We start from the raw sequence: 21,155 nt of genomic DNA, 5'->3' as shown, positions 1-21,155 counted from the left end.
GGGACGGAGACGCTTCGCCGCTGGGCACCTTCGAGGTGGTCGGGTCGATACCCCTCTGAGGTCGATACCCCTCTGAGACGGGGCTCGCCTGCGGCGTCGGAGGATTGGTGTGGTGGCGGGGTGTGTTTCCTGGTTGTCCTGGTGTGGCGATGTTTTGCGGGTGGGTGCGTTGGTCGGGGAGTGAGGTGATGCCCACATAGGGTGGGGTGGTGCGTCGATTCAGCTTGTGGCTTCGGGGGAAACCGCTCGTCGCCGATTCCATGTTGGCGGTCGCGCTGGTGCTGGTCGATCTGGCGACCATCGGGCACAAGCGGAATCTGTTGGTGTATCTCGTCTTCGCGGTGATCGTGCCGGTGCCGGTGATCTTCCGGCGCAAATATCCGCGTACGAGTGCGGCGGTGCTGCTCGCGCTGGCGATCGTGTCGACTCTGGTCAGTCGGTTGATCGGGGAGGATTTGCAGGTCACGGCGTTGGTGGCGGTCGGCATCGCGCTGTACACGCTGGTTGCGTACGTGGGTCGGCGGGAGGGGCTGATCTATCTGGGCGGTCTGGTGGTGGACGCCGCGCTCACGGATCTGCTGCTGCACGAGTCGGTGCTGATGACCGTGGCGTTCCTGACGCTGTTCTACGCACTGTGCTGGACGCTCGCCGAATTCCTCGGCGCCCGGCACGCGTACGACACGGAGGTGGCCGCTCGGCTGGCGGTGGCCGACTACGACCGCGAACGCGGTGCGCACGAGGCGGTTTCGGCCGAACGCACCCGGATCGCGCGGGAGCTGCACGATATCGTCGCGCACGCGGTGAGCGTCATCGTCGTGCAGGCCGACGGTGCGAAGTTCGCGCTCCGTAGCGACCCCGACGCCGCCGAACAGGCCCTGGGCACGATCGCGGCCACGGGGCGCGACGCCCTGCGCGAGCTGCGTCGCACGGTCGCGCTGCTGCGCACCGAGCACGCGCCCGAACAACTGCCCCAGCACGGCACCGCCGGATTGGCGAAGGTGGTGCAGATGATGCGCAGCGCGGGGCTCGCGGTCGAGTTGGAGATGACCGGTGAACTCGACGACGTGGCTCCCGAGGTCAGCCTCGGGGTCCACCGCATCGTGCAGGAGTCGCTGACCAACACCTTCCGGCATGCCGGACCGGCCCCGAAGGCGTGGGTGCGGGTGCACCGCCGGGACGCCGACATCCTGGTCGAGGTCAGCGACCTCGGTCACGGTGCGGGTCCGTTGGTCGGCGCGGTGCCCGAACCGGACCTCGCGGTGCGCAACGGTATCGCGGGCAGCGGCCTGGGTCTGGTCGGTATGCGCGAACGCGTGGCGGTGCTGGGCGGTGCGCTCGAGGCCGGGCGGCGTCCCGAAGGCGGCTGGCGGGTGCGGGCGACGATACCGCTCGTGCGTGAGGTCGCCGAGTGACCTCGACGATCGGATGTGCCCGGCGCCCTCGGCGGTGACCGGATCGGTTGGGGCGAGGTGGGAGCGCGGTCCCAGTATGTTGGTCACGTGCCGATCACCGTGCTAGTCGTCGACGACCAGGAACTGATGCGAGCCGGGCTGCGGATGGTGCTGGGGGCGCATCCGGATCTGACGGTCGTCGGGGAGGCCGACAACGGCGCCGCGGCAGTGCAGCGGACCCGCGAACTCGTCCCGGACGTGGTGCTGATGGATGTGCGGATGCCGGTCGTGGACGGTGTCACCGCCACCGGGCAGATCCTCGAATCCGGTTGTGGCAGCAAGGTTCTCGTAATGACCACCTTCGACCTCGACGAACACGCCCTGGGCGCGTTGCGTGCGGGCGCGAGCGGCTTCCTGCTCAAGGACACCCCGCCCGAGGATCTGATCTCGGCGATCCGCAGCGTCGCCGCCGGTGACGCGGTGGTCTCCCCGAAGGTGACCAAACGTCTGCTGGATCGGCTCATCGCGGACGATCCGGGCAGCACCCGCGACGCGGCCGTACTCGATGTGCTCACCGCCCGCGAGCGCGAGGTGCTCGAGCAGATCGCCGCCGGACGCTCCAACGCCGAGATCGCCGCGGAACTGTTCCTGTCCGAGGCCACGGTGAAAACCCATGTCGGCCGGGTGCTCACCAAACTCGGTCTGCGCGATCGGGTGCAGGCGGTGGTGCTGGCCTACGAGACCGGGCTGGTGCGGCCGGGCGCCTGAGATTCTCAGCGACTGCTCAGGCGGGATCGGGAGAAAATCGGACGATCCGGTCGTTGGATGGGGTAGATGGTTTTCGAAAGGATCGCCATGCCCGCGCTGCTGTTCGCTCTCTACCTCGTCGTCGAGATCGCCGCCCTCGTCGTGGTCGGCCACTTCATCGGTGTCGTCGCAACCATTCTGCTGCTCATCGCCTGTTCGGGGCTGGGCCTGATCCTGGTGCGCTCGCAGGGCCGCCGGGTGTTCGACCAGTTCCGGCGCGCGAGTCGCGGGGAGATCGCTCCCGGCACCGCGGTCGCCGACGGTGCGCTGGTCACTCTGGGTGCGGTCGCGATGTTCGTCCCCGGCCTGGTCACCTCGGTGCTCGGCCTGCTTCTGCTGCTGCCCACCCGTCGTCTGCTGCGCCCGGTCGTCTCGGCCTTCGCCACTCGCCGGATCGACCGGCTGAGCATGGCCGCCGGTTACCGCGGCGTGGTCGTCGACCCGTCCGGTGACGTGGTCGACGGCGTCGTCGTGCAGGAGTACTACGACGACGGTCAGGGCCCTGCCCGTCCGATGCTCGACGGCCGGTAACCGACCTCTTGTCACACCGGATCCGGATGGTGGTGACACCATCCGGATCCGCTGTCGTACAGGACGCCGTGACGCCGGAGCCGGTGCGCAAAACGCCGTGCGGCAGACTGATGAGCCGTGAGTACCCAGTTGCTGGTCGGCGGTCGCATCCACAGCCCTAGTTCGCCCGATGCCACATCGATGGCGGTCGAGGACGGCATGGTGGTGTGGTTGGGCGCCGAGCGGCCGGGGCGGGCGCTGTATCCCGGTGCGGAGGTCATCGATCTGGACGGTGCGTTCGTCGCGCCCGGCTTCGTCGACCCGCACGTGCACGTGACCGCGCTCGGTTTGCAGCTCACCGGACTGGATCTGTCCGGGGCGACGTCGCTGGAACAGTGCCTGGCCCTGGTGGGCGAGTACGCGCGCACGCATCCCGACGCGGTGGTCATCGGCGAGGGCTGGGACGAGACCGCGTGGCCGCAGGCCCGCCCGCCCGCGTCGGCGGAGATCGATGCCGCGGCCGGACCCGGCCGGATCGTGTATCTCGTTCGCGTGGACGCACATTCGGCGGTCGTCTCGACCGCCCTGCTGGAATCGGTGCCGCAGATCGCCACGGCAGCGGGATACACCCGCGGTGAGCCGCTGTGCGCGCAGGCGCATCATCTCGCCCGCAGCGCGGTACTCGATCGGCTCGATCGCTCCCAGCGTGACCGTGCCCGTCGTGCGGCGCTCGACCATGCCGCCGCCAATGGCGTTGTGGCCGTCCACGAATGCGCCGGGCCGCAAATCTCCGGCCCGGACGATGTGACCGAATTGCTGGCGTTCGAGCACGGCGTCGAGGTGCGTGCCTACTGGGGTGCGGCGGTGCGCACCGCCGACGAGGCCCGCACTCTGGTCAAGGAACTCGGCGTACACGGGCTGGCCGGAGACCTGTTCGTCGACGGCTCACTCGGCTCGCACACCGCCTGGCTGCACGCGCCCTACGCCGATCGGGACACCCACGGTCTCGGATACCTCGACGTCGATGCCATCGCCGCCCATCTGAGCGCCTGCACCGAGGCCGGGATCCAGGCCGGATTCCACGCCATCGGCGATGCGGCCGTCACGGCCGTGGCCGATGCGGTGGCCCGGGTCGCCGCCGAGGTAGGCGGTCCCGCGCTCGCCGCTCGCGGCCACCGGGTGGAGCATGCCGAAGCGATCGGTCCCGAGCAGATCGCGATCTTCGCCGAATTCGGCGTACTCGCTAGTGTGCAACCGGGATTCGACGCGGCCTGGGGTGGGCCGGACGGCATGTACGCCGCGCGTCTGGGCGTCGAGCGCGCCGCCGCGCTGAATCCCTTCGCGGCCATGGCGGCTGCGGGGATCGGCCTGGCCATCGGCTCGGATGCCCCGGTCACCGAGTTGAATCCGTGGGCCGCGGTGCGTGCGGCCGCCCATCACCGCACTCCCGGACAGCGGATCTCCCCGCGCGCCGCCTTCGCCGCGGCCACCCGCGGTGCGTGGCGGGCCGGTGGCGTCCGGGACGGCGTGGCCGGCACCCTGACGCCCGGTGCGCCCGCCTCCTACGCGATCTGGGACGCGGCCGATCTGGTCGTGGCCGCGGCCTCGGATACGGTGCAGCGCTGGTCCACCGATCCGCGGTCCCGGGTTCCGGGTCTGCCCCCGCTCGACCCGGGCGCGCCGCTGCCGCGCTGCCTGCGTACCGTGCACCGGGGAAACACCATTTATGCGGCGTGAGAGGGACGAGCTCGTGGACGTGCAACAGGACCACGAGAACCCCGGCGCCGCAACGGGTCCGCTCCCGCGACTGACCGCCGCGGCACTGCGGCGCCCGGCGCTCGTGCGCCTGATCGGCGCGATCGTGGCGGGCCTGTTGATCTACGCGAGTTTCCCGCCGCGCACCTGCTGGTATCTGGCACCGCTCGGCATCGCGTTGCTGACCCTGGTGGTGCGGTCGACCCGCACGCTGCGTGGCGGATTCGGCTACGGGCTGCTCGCGGGCCTGGCCTTCTTCGTGCCGCTGCTGCCCTGGACGGGCATCTACGTCGGTCCGATGCCGTGGCTGGGCCTGTCGCTGGCGTGCGCGATCTACGTCGGGCTGTTCGGCCTGCTGGCGCGGCTGGTGAGCGTATTGCCGGGCTGGCCGCTGTGGGTGGCGACGACGTGGACCCTCACCGAATGGGGTCGCTCGAATTTCCCGTTCGGCGGATTCCCCTGGGGCCGACTGGCATTCGGTCAGGGCGACGGTTGGTATCTGCCGCTGGCCTGGCTCGGCGGCGCACCCGGGGTGAGTTTCGCGGTGGCGCTGACCGGAACGGCGTTGGCGGCCTTCATCATCGGCCTGCGCGAGCGGCGCGGCGCCCGGTGGCGAATCGGAATCGCCACCGCCGCAGCGGTTGTGGTTCTCGTTCCGGTCGCCGGGTTGATCTTCCGCACCGCCCTGCCCGCGCCGACCGACGGCGACCGGACGATCACGGTCGCCGCCATCCAGGGCAGCGTGCCGCGCCTGGGCCTGGACTTCAATGCGCAGCGACGCGCGGTGCTGGACAACCACGTCCGGGAGACCGCCGCGCTGGCCGACGCCGTCGCCGCGGGCCGCGCGGCGCAGCCGGATGTGGTGATCTGGCCGGAGAACTCATCCGATATCGATCCGTTACGCAATAGTGACGCGTACGCGGAGATCACCGCCGTATCCGAGCGGATCCACGCGCCGATCCTGGTCGGCGCGGTGCTGGTGAACGACGACGAGACGACCACCAATTCGGTCATCGTCTGGAACGGGGCCGACGGTCCCGGGGAGCGGCACGACAAGAAGATCATCCAGCCGTTCGGCGAATACCTGCCGTACCGGGACTTCTTCCGACACTTCTCGAAATACGCCGATCGAGCCGGATATTTCGTGCCCGGCCACGGTGACGGCGTGGTGCACGCCCAGCCCGTGCCCGGCGGCATGAGCGGGTCAGGGCCGGAGGCGGCAGCGCAGCGTAACCACGCAGGCCCCCCGCTCATGCCCGATGGACAGAGCAAGCCGGTCGCGATCGGTGTGGCAACTTGTTATGAAGTAGCCTTCGACCGCGCGTTCGAGGATTCGATGCACGCGGGCGCGCAGCTGCTGACCGTGCCCACCAACAACGCCACCTTCGGCGACAGCGAGATGACCTACCAGCAACTGGCCATGTCCCGGGTACGCGCGGTGGAACACGGTCGCGCGCTGGTCGTGGCGGCTACTTCCGGGGTCAGCGCCATCATCACCGCCGACGGTACGGTGCAGCAGCAGACGTCGAAATTCGTGCCCGCACGGCTCGAGGCGGCTCTGCCGCTGCGACACAACACGACGCCCGCGACCGCGCTGGGTTCGTGGCCCGAGTGGGTGTTGTGTATCGTGGCCGGGATTGCTGTTGTGGCTTCGGCTATCCGGCGGCGAACCATGCCGTTCCCGGAACCGGCGGGTGATGAGGCTGTCGGCGACCGGGCCGGTCGCCAGCCGCGGATGTAAGCGTTTCCGGATCAGGCTCCCGGTGTCACCCGTTTTCCCTGCGTGATCGAATGTCATCGCGAAGTTTGCGAAGAGGTAGCTGACTAAAGGTCCTATCCGCCAACGCTGTTCGATTCAGAACATTACGAGATCGCTACCGATCCGCACGTCCCGACGCTCCGAATAGTAGGGCGTGGATCAGGTCCCACGGTCGGTGCATGCATGCCTACCGTGGCGATGCTCGGGGAGTTGCGTCAACAGCGGCAGAACGGAGTGATTGATGAGGTCATTGGCCACCGATCGTGTAGACCAATGCTCTTCTGGCGAACTATCAGCACAACCCTTCGAACTGTCGCCCGCACAGACCGCCCTCTGGTACGCCCAACGGATCCGCCCCGACATTCCCCTGACCATTGCCCAGTACGTCGAGATCCACGGTGATCTGGACGTGGGCCGCCTGCTGTACGCGGTCGAACGGTCCGGCGCCGAGACCCAGGTCGGTCAGGTCCGGCTGGTCGAGATCGACGGCGTCCCACATCAGCTGGTCGATCCCGCGCAGCGGCCCGGCTGGGCGCGGGTGGATCTGCGGCACGAGGCCGATCCCCGCGCGGCCGCCCTGCGCTGGATGAACGACCACGCCAGCAGCCAGATCGATCTGGAACACGATCCGCTGATGACGAATGTCGTGCTGCGCACCGGCGAGCGCGACTACATCTGGTACTCCCGGGGGCACCACATCGCTATCGACGGCTACGGCGCGATGAACGCGGTCACCCGGACCGCCGAGATCTACACGGCCCTGGAGAACCAGAGTGAACCGGTGGCCTCCCGCGCGACACCGCTGGCCGACATCTACGCGGGTGAAACGAGCTACCGCGACACCGGCCGGTTCCGTTCGGACCGCGAGTACTGGCTCGAACAGCTCGCCGGTGTCGGTGCGCCCATGAGCCTGTCCGCGTCGGCGGCCTCGGCGCCGGGCTCCGATTCCGGTCGGCATCGCGCGACCCATAAGCTCGGTCCCGAGGTTCAGGCGGAATTGACCAACGCCACGGGCGTTTTCGATACCCAGAACTCCACGATGTTCGTCGCAGCGCTGGCCTGCTACGTCCGCGCGGTGACCGGCAATCAGGATGTGGTGCTGAGTCTGCCGGTCTCCGCGCGCACCACCGTGGCGTTGCGGCGCTCGGCGGGCGTGGTGTCCAATGTGGTGCCGATTCGGGTCCGCTTCGACGCCACCACCACCTTGCGCGATGTGGTCAAGGCCGCCGAACTGCAGATCACCGGTGCGTTGCGGCATCAGCGCTACCGCTCCGACGACATCCGCCGCGACTGTGGGTATTCGCCGGATTCGCGCGGATTCTTCGGGCCGATGGTCAACATCATGCTGTTCCACAGCGAGTTGCACTTCGGCAGCCTGGTCGGCTCGCTGAACGTGCTGTCCACCGGTCCGGTCGAGGACCTGTCGCTCAACCTCTACAACGGCACCGGCGACCGCATCCACGTGGATTTCGAGGCCAATCCGCTGCTGTACGACGTCGATGAGCTGGCGGTCCACCACGGCCGCTTCGTGGATTTCCTGGCCCGGCTGTTGACCGCCGATCCGGACGACGCCGTGGCCGAGGTACCGGTGGTCACCGAGGTGGAGCGCGATCTGGTTCTGCGCCAATGGAATTCCACCGAGGTGCCGCAGTGGCCGGGCACGCTGTCCGACTTGTTCGGCGAGCGGGCCGCGACCTGCCCGGACGCGGTGGCGCTGGAATTCGGCGACGAGACGATGACCTACGCGCAGTTGCGTCAGCAGGCCGACCGGCTGGCCCGGGTGCTGATCTCGCGCGGTGCGGGCCCGGATACGGTGATCGGCCTGGCCGTGCGACGCAGCCTGGATCTGGTGATCGGCATGTACGCGATCGTGCGGGCCGGTGCGGCCTATCTGCCGATCGACCCGGACCACCCCGCCGAGCGCAACGCGGACATCCTCGAGCAGGCGCGCCCGCTGTGCGTGGTGACCGCCGGCGCCGACAGTGTCGAGTTGCCCGAAGACCTCGCCCGGTTCGACCTTCGTGCGATCGACCTGTCCCGGATCTCCAGCGCGCCGATCACCGACATCGACCGCCGCACCCGGCTGCGCCCGGACCACCTGGCCTACGTGATCTTCACCTCCGGGTCCACCGGCCGCCCGAAGGGTGTGGGGGTCTCGCACGCCGCGATCGTCAACCGGTTGCGCTGGATGCAGCACGAATACCGGCTCGACCGCACCGATGTCGTGCTGCAGAAGACCCCCGCCACGTTCGACGTGTCGGTGTGGGAGTTCTTCTGGCCCTTGCAGATCGGCGCGCGCCTGGTGATCGCGGCGCCCGACGGGCATCGCGATCCGGTGTACCTGGCCCGGGTGATCAGCGAGAAGTCGGTCACCACAGCACATTTCGTGCCGTCGATGCTGTCGGTGTTCGTCACCGACACCGAGGTCGGCGGGTGCACGGCGCTGCGGCGGGTGTTCTGCAGCGGCGAGGCGCTGCCCGCGGCGACCGTGCGCGATTTCCATGCGGCACTGGGACATTCGGCTCCGGGTACACCGACCGGGGATCCGTGGCTGCACAATCTGTACGGTCCCACCGAGGCGGCGGTCGACGTGACGGCCTTCAGTTGCGAGGTGGGACAGGACAGCGTGCCGATCGGCGCGCCGATCTGGAACACGCAGGTCTACGTGCTGGACGAGCGTTTGCGGCCGGTGCCACCGGGTGTCGTGGGTGAGCTGTATCTGGCCGGGACGCAGCTGGCGCGCGGCTATCTGGGACGTGCCGGGCTGAGTGCGGGCCGGTTCGTGGCCAACCCGTTCACCCCGGGCGTGCGGATGTACCGCACGGGCGATCTGGTGCGCTGGCGGGCGACCGGCGGCGTGCTGGAATACCTGGGCCGCAGCGATTTCCAGGTGAAGATCCGCGGACTGCGCATCGAACTCGGTGAGATCGAAGCGGCGCTGCTGGCCGCACCGGGCGTGGCGCGGGCGATCTGCGTGGCGCACCACACCCACGGTGGTGACGAACTCGTCGGATATGTGGTTGCCGCACCGGATTCCGACCTCGAGGTCGCCGAGCTGACCCGTGCACTGCAGCGCACTCTGCCCAGCTACATGGTGCCCGCCCAGCTGATCGTGCTGGACGAAATGCCGTTGAGCGCCAACGGCAAGGTGGATCGCCGGGCCCTGCCCGAACCGGAATCCGGTGCGCAGCGCTCGGGCTCGGTCATCGTGCCGCGCACCGAGGTCGAGCGACGGGTCGCCACGATCTTCGAGGAGATCCTGGGCGTCGAGGAGATCGGCGTCGAGGACAGCTTCTTCGAATTGGGCGGTAATTCGCTCTCGGCGGCCCGTGCGATCGCCCGGATCAACACCGCATTGGGCGCGGAGCTGACCATTCGGGATCTTTTCGAATCCGCCACGGTGGCCACACTCGCCACTGCCCTGGATGATCGTTACCCGCTGTCCGCGCAACCCAAACTCGTCGCCGCCGAACGGCCGGAACATATTCCGCTGTCGCTGGCTCAGCAGCGGCTGTGGATTCTGAACCGGTTCGCCGAGCACGCTTCGGCGTACAACATGCCGCTGGCCGTGGAATTGACCGGCAGGGTGGATCCCGACGCGTTGCGCGCGGGTGTGCTGGACGTCCTGGAACGGCACGAGAGCCTGCGCACCACCTTCCCCGATTCGCCGCAGGGGCCGCGTCAGCTCGTCCACTCGGCCGCGCAGATCCCGCTGGCTCTGGACGCGATCGACGCAGAGGGCGCGGACGTGCTGGCCCTGGCCGCCGAATACGCCGGGTACGGCTTCGATCTGCGCACCCAGGCGCCGTTCCGCATCGCGCTGTACCGCACCGGGCCGGATCGGTACGTCTTCCTGGTGATCCTGCACCACATCTGCGGTGACGGCTGGTCGGTCGCGCCGCTGGCCCGTGACCTGATGACGGCCATCGCGGCACGCACCGCCGGGCACGCACCGCAGTGGATTCCGCTGCCGGTGCAGTACGCCGATTTCGCGCTGTGGCAGCGCGAACTGCTCGGCGACGAGGAGGATCCGGCCAGTGCGCTGGGTCGGCAGCTGAGTTACTGGCGTACCGCCCTGGCCGATCTGCCCGATCAGCTGGATCTGCCGCTGGACCGGCCGCGTCCGCAGCAGCGCACCACCGAGGGCGCCCGGGTGGGCGTCACGATTCCGGCCGCGGTGCGCACCGCGGTGGCGGCGCTGGCCGCCGAGCGCGGGGTGAGCGCGTTCATGGTGTTGCACGCCTGCCTGGCCGTGCTGCTCTCGCGGCTGTGCAACACCCGCGACATCGCGATCGGCACTCCGATCGCCGGACGTTCGGATCCGGCGCTGGACGATCTGGTCGGCATGTTCGTCAACACGCTGGTGCTGCGCACCGAAGTAGATCCGGCCGCGGGTTTCGACCGCATGCTCGATCGCGTGCGGGAAACCGATCTGGACGCCTTCGCCAACGCCGATGTGCCCTTCGAACGGCTGGTGGAGGTGGTCAACCCGGCGCGTGATGCCGGACGCCACCCGCTGTTCCAGGTGATGCTCTCCTACGAGAACGATCCGGATCTGCGAATCAGCCTGCCGGGCATGGACGCTCGCGTGCTGCCGATGGAATCCGGCGTCGCCAAATTCGATCTGCAACTGACCGTCCAGGAGAGCAGCGATACGCCGGACGGTCCGTTGCATGCCGAATTCGGTTATGCCACGGACGTATTCGACGAGGCGACGGTGTGCACCATCGCACAGCGGTTCGTCCGCCTGGTCACCGCGACGGTCACCGCGCCCAGCGTGCCCGTCGGGGATCTGGACATCCTCGACGCACGTGAGACGGCCCGGCTGGTGCCGATCACCGGTGCACCGGCCGAACCCCCGATCACCCTGGCCCGCCTGCTCACCGAGACCGCCCAGCACGTTCCCGACGCCGTCGCGGTGCGCTACCTGGGCCGGGACACCAGCTATCGGGAACTCGACGAGGCCTCGAACCGGTTGGCGCGCGTACTGATCGGATGCGGCGCCGGACCCGAGGTGGTGGTGGCGGTCGCGCTGCCGCGCGGACTGGACGCGATCACCGCGATCTGGGCGGTCGCCAAGACCGGTGCGGCGTACGTGCCGATCGATCCGGGATATCCGGCCGAGCGGATCGCGCACATGCTCGCCGATTCCGGCACGATGCTGGGTCTGACCGATGCGAAATCGCATGCGGCCATGCCGGAGTTGCCGGCGCGCCGGGGGCGGCATCGCAAGCGCGACATGGATTGGCTGCTGGCCGGATCGCCGGAGCTGGCCGCGGAGATGATGCGCCAGTCCGGCGCCCCGGTCACCGACGCGGATCGGCCGCATCCGCTGCGGGTGTCGCATCCGGCGTACCTGATCTACACCTCCGGATCCACCGGAATGCCCAAGGCCGTCGTGGTCACCCACGCCGGGCTGGCCTGCCTCGCGCACGAGCAGCGACATCTGTTCGGCGTCACGGATTCCGCACGCACACTGCACTTCTCGTCGCCGTCCTTCGACGCGTCGGTGCTCGAGCTGCTGCTCGGATTCGCCGCGGGCGCGGCGATCGTGGTCGCCCCGGCCGGGCTCTACGGCGGATCCGAACTCGCCGAGCTGCTGCGCGACGAGCGGGTGACCCACGCCTTCATCACACCGGCCGCGCTGGCGACCGTGTCCAGCGAGGGACTCGACGATCTCGAGGCGGTGATCGTCGGCGGCGACGCCTGCTCCGAGGAACTGGTGAGCACCTGGTCCGCCGGGCATCGCATCCACAACATGTACGGCCCGTCCGAGGCGACCGTCGCCGCGACCGCCACCGGGCCGATGGTCGCGGGGCGTCCGGTGCCGATCGGTATGGCCGTGCGCGGTATGCGGCTGTTCGTCCTGGACAACCGGCTGCACCCGGTGCCGCCGGGCGTCCCGGGTGAGCTGTATCTGTCCGGGCCCGGTGTGGCTCGCGGGTATCTGGGTCGTCATGCCCTGACCGCGCAGCGGTTCCCGGCGAATCCGCACGGCCGACGTGGCGAACGCATGTACCGCACAGGCGATCTCGTGGTCGCCGACGCGAACGGGCAGTTGCGGTTCCTGGGCCGGGCGGACGATCAGGTCAAGATCCGCGGCTTCCGCATCGAACTGCGCGAGATCGACCACGCGCTGCGCACGTACCCCGGAGTGCAGTTCGCGCACACCATCGTGCACACCGGCGAGCACGGCACGATGCGGCTGGCCTCCTACATCACCGCCGAGGGGCCGATCGATACCGCGGCCGTCCTCGACTCGGCCCGCCGCCGGCTGCCCGCGTACATGGTTCCGGCCGCGATCGTCGTCATCGACGAGGTGCCGGTGACGCCGTCGGGCAAACTGGACCGAAAGGCGTTGCCGGAACCGGTTTTCGCGTCGGCGAGCGGTTCCCGGGCACCCGAGCCCGGACTCGAGCAGCGGGTCGCGGAGGTCTTCGCCGCGGTGCTCGGGCACCCCATGCCCGGTGCGGAGGACAGTTTCTTCGAGGTCGGCGGCAACTCGCTGCTGGCGACCCGGCTGTCCTCGGCGCTCTATGACGAATTCGGCGTCGATCTGCCCGTGCGGGCGGTTTTCGAGGCGCCGACGGTCGCCGACATGGCCGTGCGGCTGATCGAAACGCCCCGGACGCAGCGAACTGCGCTGGCTGTGCGAGACCCGCGTCCGGGACGTCTCCCCTTGTCGCTGCCGCAGCAGCGGGTCTGGTTCCTCAACCGCTATTCTCCCGAATCCAGCGCCTACAACATCGCTTTCGTGATACGAATCGACGGCGATCCGGACATCGCCGCGTTGCGGGCGGCGCTCACGGATCTGGTGGGCCGGCACGAGGTGTTGCGCACGGTGTTCCCGGAGGATCGCTCCGGTGCGTATCAGCTGATCCTGGACACCCACCGGTGCATGCCGGTGCTCGAGCCGGTCGAGACCGACGAGGCGGATGCGGCCCTGGCGCTGCGGACCCTGGCACAGCGCGGATTCGACCTGACCCGCGAGATCCCGGTGCGAATGACGTTGCTACGCACGGGACCTCAGCAGTTCCGCCTGGGCATCGTGCTGCATCACATCGCGGCGGACGGCTGGTCGCTGATCCCGCTGACCCGTGATCTGGCGATGGCCTATGCCTCCCGCTGCGGCGGGTCGGCTCCGGCCTGGCAGCCCCTGCCGGTGCAGTACGCGGATTTCAGTCTGTGGCAACGTGATTGCCTCGGCGACGAGGACAACCCGGTCAGCCTGGCGGCCACTCAGCTGCGGTTCTGGCGCGAGACGCTGGACGGGCTGCCCGAGGGGATGCCGCTGCCCTACGACCGGCCGCGGCCCGAACAGCCCACCCAGCGTGCGGGCACGGTGCGGTTCACCCTGCCCGAGCATGTTCGCGACGGCATCGACGAGCTCGCCCGCGAACGCGGCGTCAGCTTGTTCATGGTGTTGCGGTCGGCGCTGGCGGTGCTGCTGCGCTCGGTCACCGGCGGTCGCGACATCGTCATCGGCACACCGGTGGCAGGCCGCGCGGACACCCGGCTCGACGATCTGGTCGGCATGTTCGTCAACACCCTGGTGCTGCGTTCGCAGATCGATCCGGACCGCCGCTTCGTCGAGCAGCTGGCCGTCGATCGCGACGGTGAACTCGCGGCGATGGCGCATGCGGATCTGCCGTTCGAGCGGATCGTGGCCGAGGTGCAGTCGCTCGGCGGTCGCGAGGCGCATCTGCGTCCGCTGCTGCAGGTGGCGCTGACTGTGCAGGACGGCCCGATTCCCGCGCTGCGGTTGCCGGGGCTGGCGCTGCGCGCGGAGGAGCTCGACATCGCGCTGGCGAAGTTCGATCTGGAGTTGCGGGTACTGCCCGGCATCTCTGCCGAGGCCCCCGAGAGGCGCTTCGAATTCGTCTACGCCGCTGAGCTTTTCGACGAGGAGACGGTACGCACGCTGGCCGAGCGGCTGGGCCTGGTGCTGGCCGCGATCTCCGCCGATCCGCGAATCCCGGTGCGCGACATCGACGCCCGGACCGAGTATGAACGAGCCCGGCTGGCCCCGGCCTACGGCCCGATCGCCACCCCGCAGTGCAGCCTGGCGAACTATTTCGCCGTCACCGCGCACCTGCATCCCGAACGCGTCGCGGTGCGTTCGGGGGAGACCGAGCTGACCTACGCCGAACTGGATGCCTACTCGAATCGTCTTGCGCGCGAACTCATCCGGCGCGGCATCGGCGCGGGCGACCGGGTCGCCCTGGGGCTGACGCGGTCCCTGGAATCGGTGGCGACGGTGCTGGCGGTCACCAAGGCCGGTGCGGCCTTCGTCCCGGTGGATCCGAACTATCCCACCGACCGGGTGCGGCATATGCTCACCGACTCCGGCTGCCGGTCGGGTGTGACGGTCGGCGCCCACATCGGGCGATTGCGCGAGGCCGGGGTCGGCGGTTGCCACACCGAATGGCTGCTGCTGGACGACCCGGATCAGCGGGCCGAAATCGAGGAGCAGGACCCGGCCGCGGTCGACGACGCCGATCGGCTGCGCACCGTGTGGACCTCGGAACTGGCCTATCTGATCTACACCTCGGGATCGACCGGCACCCCGAAGGGCGTTGCCGTCACCCACGCCGGGCTGTCCAATTTCGCGGACGAGCTGCGTGATCGGATGAAGGTCGACCGCGATTCGCGCACACTGCATTTCGCGTCACCGAGCTTCGACGCGGCGGTGCTGGATCTGCTGCTGGCCATCGGATCCGGCGCGACCATGATCATCACCCCGCCCGACGTGTACGGCGGCGACGAACTGGCCGCGCTGATGGACCGCGAGCGCGTCACCCACACCTTCATGACCCCGGCGGCGCTGGCCACCATCGATCGCGAGCGCTGGCCGCTGCCGGATCTGGTCGGGATCATGCTGGGCGGCGAGGCGCTGGGACCGGAACTGGTGGACCGCTGGGGTCCGGATCACATGGTGTTCAACGGTTACGGCCCCACCGAGACGACCATCGTGATCACCATCGCCGGTCCGCTCTGCCCCGGCCTGCCGGTGCCGATCGGCACCCTGGTGCGCGGGGCTCGCGCGGTCGTCCTGGACGAGCGGCTGCGGCCGGTGCCGGTCGGGGTGCCCGGTGACCTGTACCTCGGTGGTCAGGGAGTGTCGCGCGGGTACTTCAACCGCCCCGGGCTCACCGCGGCGCGGTTCGTGGCAGACCCGTTCGGTCCCGTGGGTACGCGGCTGTATCGCACCGGTGACGTGGTGCGCTGGAACACCGAGGGCGAGATCGTGTACCTGGGCCGCGGCGACGATCAGGTCAAGGTGCGCGGATTCCGGATCGAGCTGGGCGAGATCAGCGCGGCGCTGACCAGCCATTCCTCGATTCGCTTCGCGCACACCGAAGTTCGCGCCATCGCCGGGACCAAGCGGATCGTGTCGTACGTGCTTCCGGCGGACGACGGCGCGAGCGTGGATGCCACCGCGGTGCGTGCCCACGTGGCCGAACGGCTTCCGGCGCACATGGTTCCGGCGAGTCTGACCGTGCTCGACCGCATTCCGCTCACACCGGTGGGCAAGCTGGATCGGGCGGCCCTGCCCGAGCCCGAGCCGGTGGCGAGCCAGGAGCGCGAACCGAGCACCGATGCCGAACGCCTGGTCGCTCAGGTGATTTCGGAACTGGTCGGCGCGGAGACGATCGGCGCGGGCGACAACTTCTTCGATGTCGGCGGAAATTCGCTGCTGGCAACACAATTGGTGGCGCGGTTGGCCGCGGCGACCGGTACCCGGCTCGAGGTGCGATCGGTGTTCGCCACCCCGACGGTGGCCGAACTGGCCGCCCGCCTGGACGGCCGCGGCCGGCCGGCCGACAACTCGCCCGTGCTGAGTCGGCGCACGCGTCCGCAGCGGGTCCCGTTGTCGGCGGCGCAGCGGCGGTTGTGGTTCCTCAACCGGTTCAGCGAGTCCGGGGGATCGGGCGATCGGTCCGGGGTGTACAACGTCCCGGCCGCACTGCGCCTGCGCGGCATCGTGGACGTCGTCGCGATGCAGTCCGCGCTGAACGCGGTGCTGGCCCGGCACGAGACACTGCGGACGGTCTTCGGGGAACTCGAGGGCGAGCCCTTCCAGCGGGTGCTGGACCCGGCCGCGGCGCAGGTCGCGATCGGGATGAGCGAGGTCGCCGAGGGCGAGATCGAGGAGGCGGTGCGGCGGCTGGCCGGGCCGGGATTCGATCTGGCGCACTCGGTTCCGCTGCGCGCGCATCTGCTGCGCGTCGCGGCCGAGGACCACGTGCTGGTGCTGGTGGTTCATCACATCGCGATGGACGGCTGGTCACTCGTGCCGCTGGCCATGGACGTGGCCACCGCCTACCGGGCGCACCACACCGGACAGTCCCCGGACTGGACCGAATTGCCTGTCCAGTACGCGGATTACACGCTGTGGCAGCGGGAAACGCTCGGCAGCGAGGATGATCCGGATTCCGCGGTGAGCCGTCAGCTGGAGTACTGGCGCACCGCGCTGGACGGGCTGCCCGAACTGCTGCCCCTGCCGACCGATCGCCCGCGCCCGCCGGTGCCGAGCTATCGCGGCGGGACGGTGGAATGCGCGATCGATGCGCGCACGCACCGTGAACTGCAGGCGATGGCCAGTGAGCACGGCGTCACCATCTTCATGGTGCTGCACGCCGCACTCGCGACGCTGCTGCACCGGATCACCGATGGCGACGACATCGCGATCGGCACCCCGATCGCCGGTCGCGGCGATCCGGCCCTGGACGGGCTGATCGGCATGTTCGTCGGAACTCTGGTGTTGCGCACCGGAATCGACGGCGATGCCTCGTTCGCCGAACTGCTGCGCGCGGTCCGGGAAACCGATCTGGAGGCGTTCGCCCAGGCCGACGTGCCGTTCGAGCGGCTGGTCGAGGTACTCAATCCGGCCCGCTCGCAATCGCATCATCCGCTGTTCCAGATCATGTTGTCGGTGCGCAACGAGCCGGTGCGTGTGCTGGAACTGCCCGGTCTGCAGATCGAGGCGTGCGATGCCGATCCGGGCATCGCGAAGTTCGATCTGCAGTTCACCCTCACCGAATCGCGGACCGCGGACCGGGAGCCGGACGGCATCACCGTCGCGGTGAACTACGCCCGCGACCTGTTCGACGAGGCGACCGCGGCCCGGCTCGGCAACCGGCTGGTCCGGTTGGTGAGTGCGGCGGCGGCGAATCCGGCCATGCCCGTGGGCGATCTGGACTGGCTCGAACCCACCGAATGGTCGGGTCTGGTGCCGGTGCGCGGGGCGAACCCGGGCCGTCCGCTGACCCTGCCGGAGGTGTTCGCCGAGGCGGTGCGGGTCGCGCCGCAGGCGGTCGCGCTGCGCGGTAACGGCACGCAGATCACCTACGACGCTCTGGATCGCTGGACCAACCGGCTCGCGCGGGTGCTCATCGAACAGGGTGTGGGTCCGGAGATGCTGGTCGCCCTGGGTGTCGCGCGATCGGCCGAGTCGGTGGCGGTCACGCTCGCGGTGGCCAAAACGGGTGCGGCGTTCGTGCCGATCGATCCGGGCTACCCGGATTACCGCATCGCGCACATGCTCACCGATTCCGGTGCGGCGCTGGGTATCACGCTCTCGGTGCATCGGGAGAACCTGCCCGGCGGGGTGAGCTGGACGGTGCTGGACGCGCCCTCGTTCCGGCGTCGGGTGCTGGCCACCTCGGACGCACCCATCACCGCGGCCGAACGTCGGGGTGAGCTGCGGATGGATCATCCGGCGTACGTGATCTACACCTCCGGATCCACCGGCGCACCGAAGGGTGTGGTCGTCACGCACGGCGGTCTGTCGAATTTCGCGGCCGAGACCGCGCAACGTTTCGAGGTCCGGCCCGGCGACCGTGTATTGCACTTCGCCACACCGAGTTTCGACGCGGCCATGCTGGATCTGCTGCTGGCGCTGGGCGGTGCGGCCACGCTGGTGATCACGCCCCCGGGTGTGTACGGCGGGGCCGAGCTGGGCCGGTTGTTGATGGACGAGCGGATCACGCACGCGTTCATCACCACCGCGGCGCTGGGCACGGTGGATCCGTCCGGGATCACCGAGATGCGCCACGTGCTGGTCGGCGGTGAGGCGCTGCCGCCGGAGCTGGTGACGCGCTGGAGTCGCGGCCGGAACCTGTACAACGTGTACGGCCCGACCGAGACCACCATCGTCACCCTCATCTCGCCGCCGACGGCCCCGGACATGCCGATCACCATCGGCGGTCCGATCCGCGGCGTGAACGCGGTGGTACTCGATCGCCGCCTGCACCCCGCGCCCGGCGGCGTCACCGGCGAGCTGTACCTGAGCGGTCCGGCGCTGGCCCGCGGCTATCTGGACCGGCCGGGCCTGACCGCGCAGCGTTTCGTGGCGAACCCGTACGGCAAGCCGGGGGAGCGGATGTACCGCACGGGCGATCTGACGCGCTGGTGCGTGCACGGTCGTCGCCGGGAGTTGGAGTACGTCGGGCGCACCGACCACCAGGTCAAGATCCGCGGCTTCCGGATCGAACTCGGCGAGATCGACGCGGCGATGTCGCGGCACACCGGCGTGGAGTTCTCGCTGACCGTCGGGCATCGGACCCCGGCCGGGGCCACCGCACTGGTGTCCTACGTGAAGCCGCTGGCCGGAACCGCGCCGACGGTGGCCGAGCTGACCGCGCATCTGCGCGATCTGGTGCCCAATTACATGGTGCCGCAGTCGATCATGCTGCTGGACCGGGTGCCGCTGACGCCGGTCGGCAAGCTGGATCGCCGGTTGCTGCCCGAACCCGTCTTCGGGTCGGGCACCAGCTACCGGCCGCCGACCACCCCGGCCGAGCGCGCGCTGTGTTCGGCCTTCGCCGAGGTGCTCGGTGTGGACGCGGTGGGTGTGGACGACGGGTTCTTCGACCTGGGCGGTAATTCGCTGCTGGCCACGAAGGTCGTCGCGCATCTGCGGTCCGCGGGCATCGAGATGCCGGTGCAGCTGATGTTCGGTGATTCCACGCCCGCGGCCATCGCGCGGCGGCTGGACGCCGACGCCGGTGAGGTCCTGGCCGCCGCTCTGCAACCGCTGCTGCCGATCCGATCGGTGGAGGCGGCCGCGCGCAACGGTGCGCGCGAGCAGACACTGTCGGACGTCACGATCCCGGTCGGTGCCGGTATCGAACCGCTGTTCTGCGTGCATCCGGCGATCGGGCTGGCGTGGTGCTACTCCGGGCTGCTCGCCCATCTGCCCGCCGATCGGCCGGTGTACGGGTTGCAGGCGCCGCACGTCACCGGCGCCGAATCCCGGGCGACCCTGGCGCAGACCGCGAAAGACTATGTGGCACAGATCAGGTCGGTGCAGCCCGAGGGGCCCTATCAGCTGCTGGGCTGGTCGCTGGGCGGGCTCATCGCGCACGAGATGGCGGTGCAGTTGCAGGAATCGGGTCAGCGGGTCGAGCTGCTGGCGATGATGGACAGCTACCGGCTCACCGACGAATGGCTCGATCAGGCCGTGCCCGGGGTCGCCGACATCATCGGCGAATTCGGCAGCGACCTGCTCGGCGGCGACCACGCGGTCGATCCGCGCCTGACCCTGGAGGACGCCGCGGAACTGCTGCGCAACCGCCCCGGCCCGTTCGCGGCGCTGACGGTGGACCACCTGCAGCGGCTCTACACCGGCTACGCCGCGGGCGCCGATCTGGCACACGGGTTCCGGCCGCGGGTCTTCGAGGGCGATCTGATCTTCTTCACCGCCGCCGAGGACGAGATCAACCGGGCCGACCCGACCCGCTGCGCACAAGCGTGGGAGCCGTATGTGACCGGTGCGGTCCACGACCAGAAGGTGCGTTGCCGCCATTCGGGGATGACCAATCCGGAGGCCCTGGCCGTGATCGGACCGGTTTTGCGAGAACGCTTGGCCGACAAGGCTTTGCGTGAGGACGAGGTACGAGCAGACGACGCGAAGGAGATGCTGTGACCCTGGCGGTGGAGGTCGCCGGATTGGTGAAGAAGTACGGCCGCGTTCGCGTCCTGGACGGAATCGACCTGGAGATCCCCAGCGGCACCGTGATGGGGCTGCTGGGCCCCAACGGGGCCGGCAAGACCACGACGGTGCGCATCGTCACCACGCTGCTCAAGCCCACCGCCGGGTCGGTGCGGGTGGCGGGCGTCGACGTCCTGGGCGAGCCCGCGCGGGCCCGCACCCGCATCGGCCTGTCCGGGCAGTACGCGGCGGTGGATGCGAATCTGTCCGGATTCGAGAATCTGCGCATGGTGGCGCGGCTGTACGGGATGTCGCACAAACAGGCCGCCGCCCGCGCCACCGAACTGCTCTCGGCGCTGGGCCTGGATCATGCCGCGGGCCGGCGGGCGGCTACGTACTCCGGCGGTATGGCGCGCCGCCTCGATCTGGCGGGTGCGCTGCTGGCTCGGCCGACGGTCGTCGTCCTGGACGAGCCGACCACGGGCCTGGATCCGCGCGGTCGCCTGGACATGTGGCGCGTCATCGGCGACCTGGTCGACGACGGCACCACCGTGCTGCTGACCACGCAGTACCTGGAGGAGGCCGATCTGCTGGCCGATCGGATCACCGTGATCGACCGCGGCCGGGTGATCGCCCGCGGTTCGGCCGACGAGCTGAAGACCTCCATCGGCGGTGACCGGCTGACCGTCACCCTGGCCGCCGGACAGGATCCACAGGCGGCGAAATCGGTCCTGGCCGAGGTGGGGATCGGTGAGCCGTCGCACGAGGCCGGGACGGACGAGGTCGCGATCGTGGTGGGCGAGGGCTCGCGCACCATGGTCGAGGCGCTGCGCCGCCTGGACGACGCGGGCGTCTGCGTGGTCGACGCCGTCGTGAACCGGCCCAGTCTCGACGATGTGTTCCTGTCTCTGACCGGTGCGCCCGCCGCACCCGAGGAGACGTCCGAAACCGATGAAGACGTAGCAGAGGAGATCATGTCGTGAGTACCGTCGAACTC

Annotated in this window: 7 protein-coding genes; all 7 read left to right on the top strand. The window is 69.4% G+C overall.

What is annotated here, in order from left to right; translation table 11 throughout:
• The first annotated feature begins 209 nt into the window (after window positions 1-209).
• Window positions 210-1,412, top strand: a complete 1,203-nt coding sequence (locus K7711_RS45765; RefSeq protein WP_222979230.1) for a sensor histidine kinase — start codon at window positions 210-212, stop codon at window positions 1,410-1,412.
• An 87-nt stretch (window positions 1,413-1,499) separates the two neighbouring features.
• A complete protein-coding gene (locus K7711_RS45760; protein WP_040824134.1) occupies window positions 1,500-2,159 on the top strand; it encodes a response regulator in 660 nt (219 codons plus the stop codon).
• An 87-nt stretch (window positions 2,160-2,246) separates the two neighbouring features.
• On the top strand, window positions 2,247-2,729 hold the full coding sequence (locus K7711_RS45755; RefSeq protein ID WP_040823028.1) for an FxsA family protein: 483 nt from the start codon (window positions 2,247-2,249) through the stop codon (window positions 2,727-2,729).
• A 117-nt stretch (window positions 2,730-2,846) separates the two neighbouring features.
• Entirely contained in the window at window positions 2,847-4,445 is a 1,599-nt protein-coding gene (locus tag K7711_RS45750) for an amidohydrolase (protein WP_222979229.1), read from the top strand.
• 70 nt (window positions 4,446-4,515) lie between these two features.
• Window positions 4,516-6,204: an apolipoprotein N-acyltransferase gene (lnt, locus tag K7711_RS45745; protein WP_235748833.1), complete on the top strand. Its 1,689-nt coding sequence runs from the start codon at window positions 4,516-4,518 to the stop codon at window positions 6,202-6,204.
• 259 nt (window positions 6,205-6,463) lie between these two features.
• Window positions 6,464-20,152 (top strand): non-ribosomal peptide synthetase, encoded by a 13,689-nt coding sequence (locus K7711_RS45740; protein ID WP_222979227.1) that lies wholly within the window; start codon window positions 6,464-6,466, stop codon window positions 20,150-20,152.
• Window positions 20,149-21,141, top strand: coding sequence for an ATP-binding cassette domain-containing protein (locus K7711_RS45735; RefSeq protein WP_222979226.1), 993 nt, complete (start codon window positions 20,149-20,151; stop codon window positions 21,139-21,141). The genes K7711_RS45740 and K7711_RS45735 overlap by 4 nt, the downstream gene beginning before the upstream one ends.
• The last annotated feature ends 14 nt before the right edge of the window (window positions 21,142-21,155 follow it).

Source organism: Nocardia coffeae, from assembly GCF_019890715.1.
Lineage (GTDB): Bacteria > Actinomycetota > Actinomycetes > Mycobacteriales > Mycobacteriaceae > Nocardia > Nocardia jiangxiensis.
This window is presented reverse-complemented; position numbering and strand designations above follow the sequence as displayed.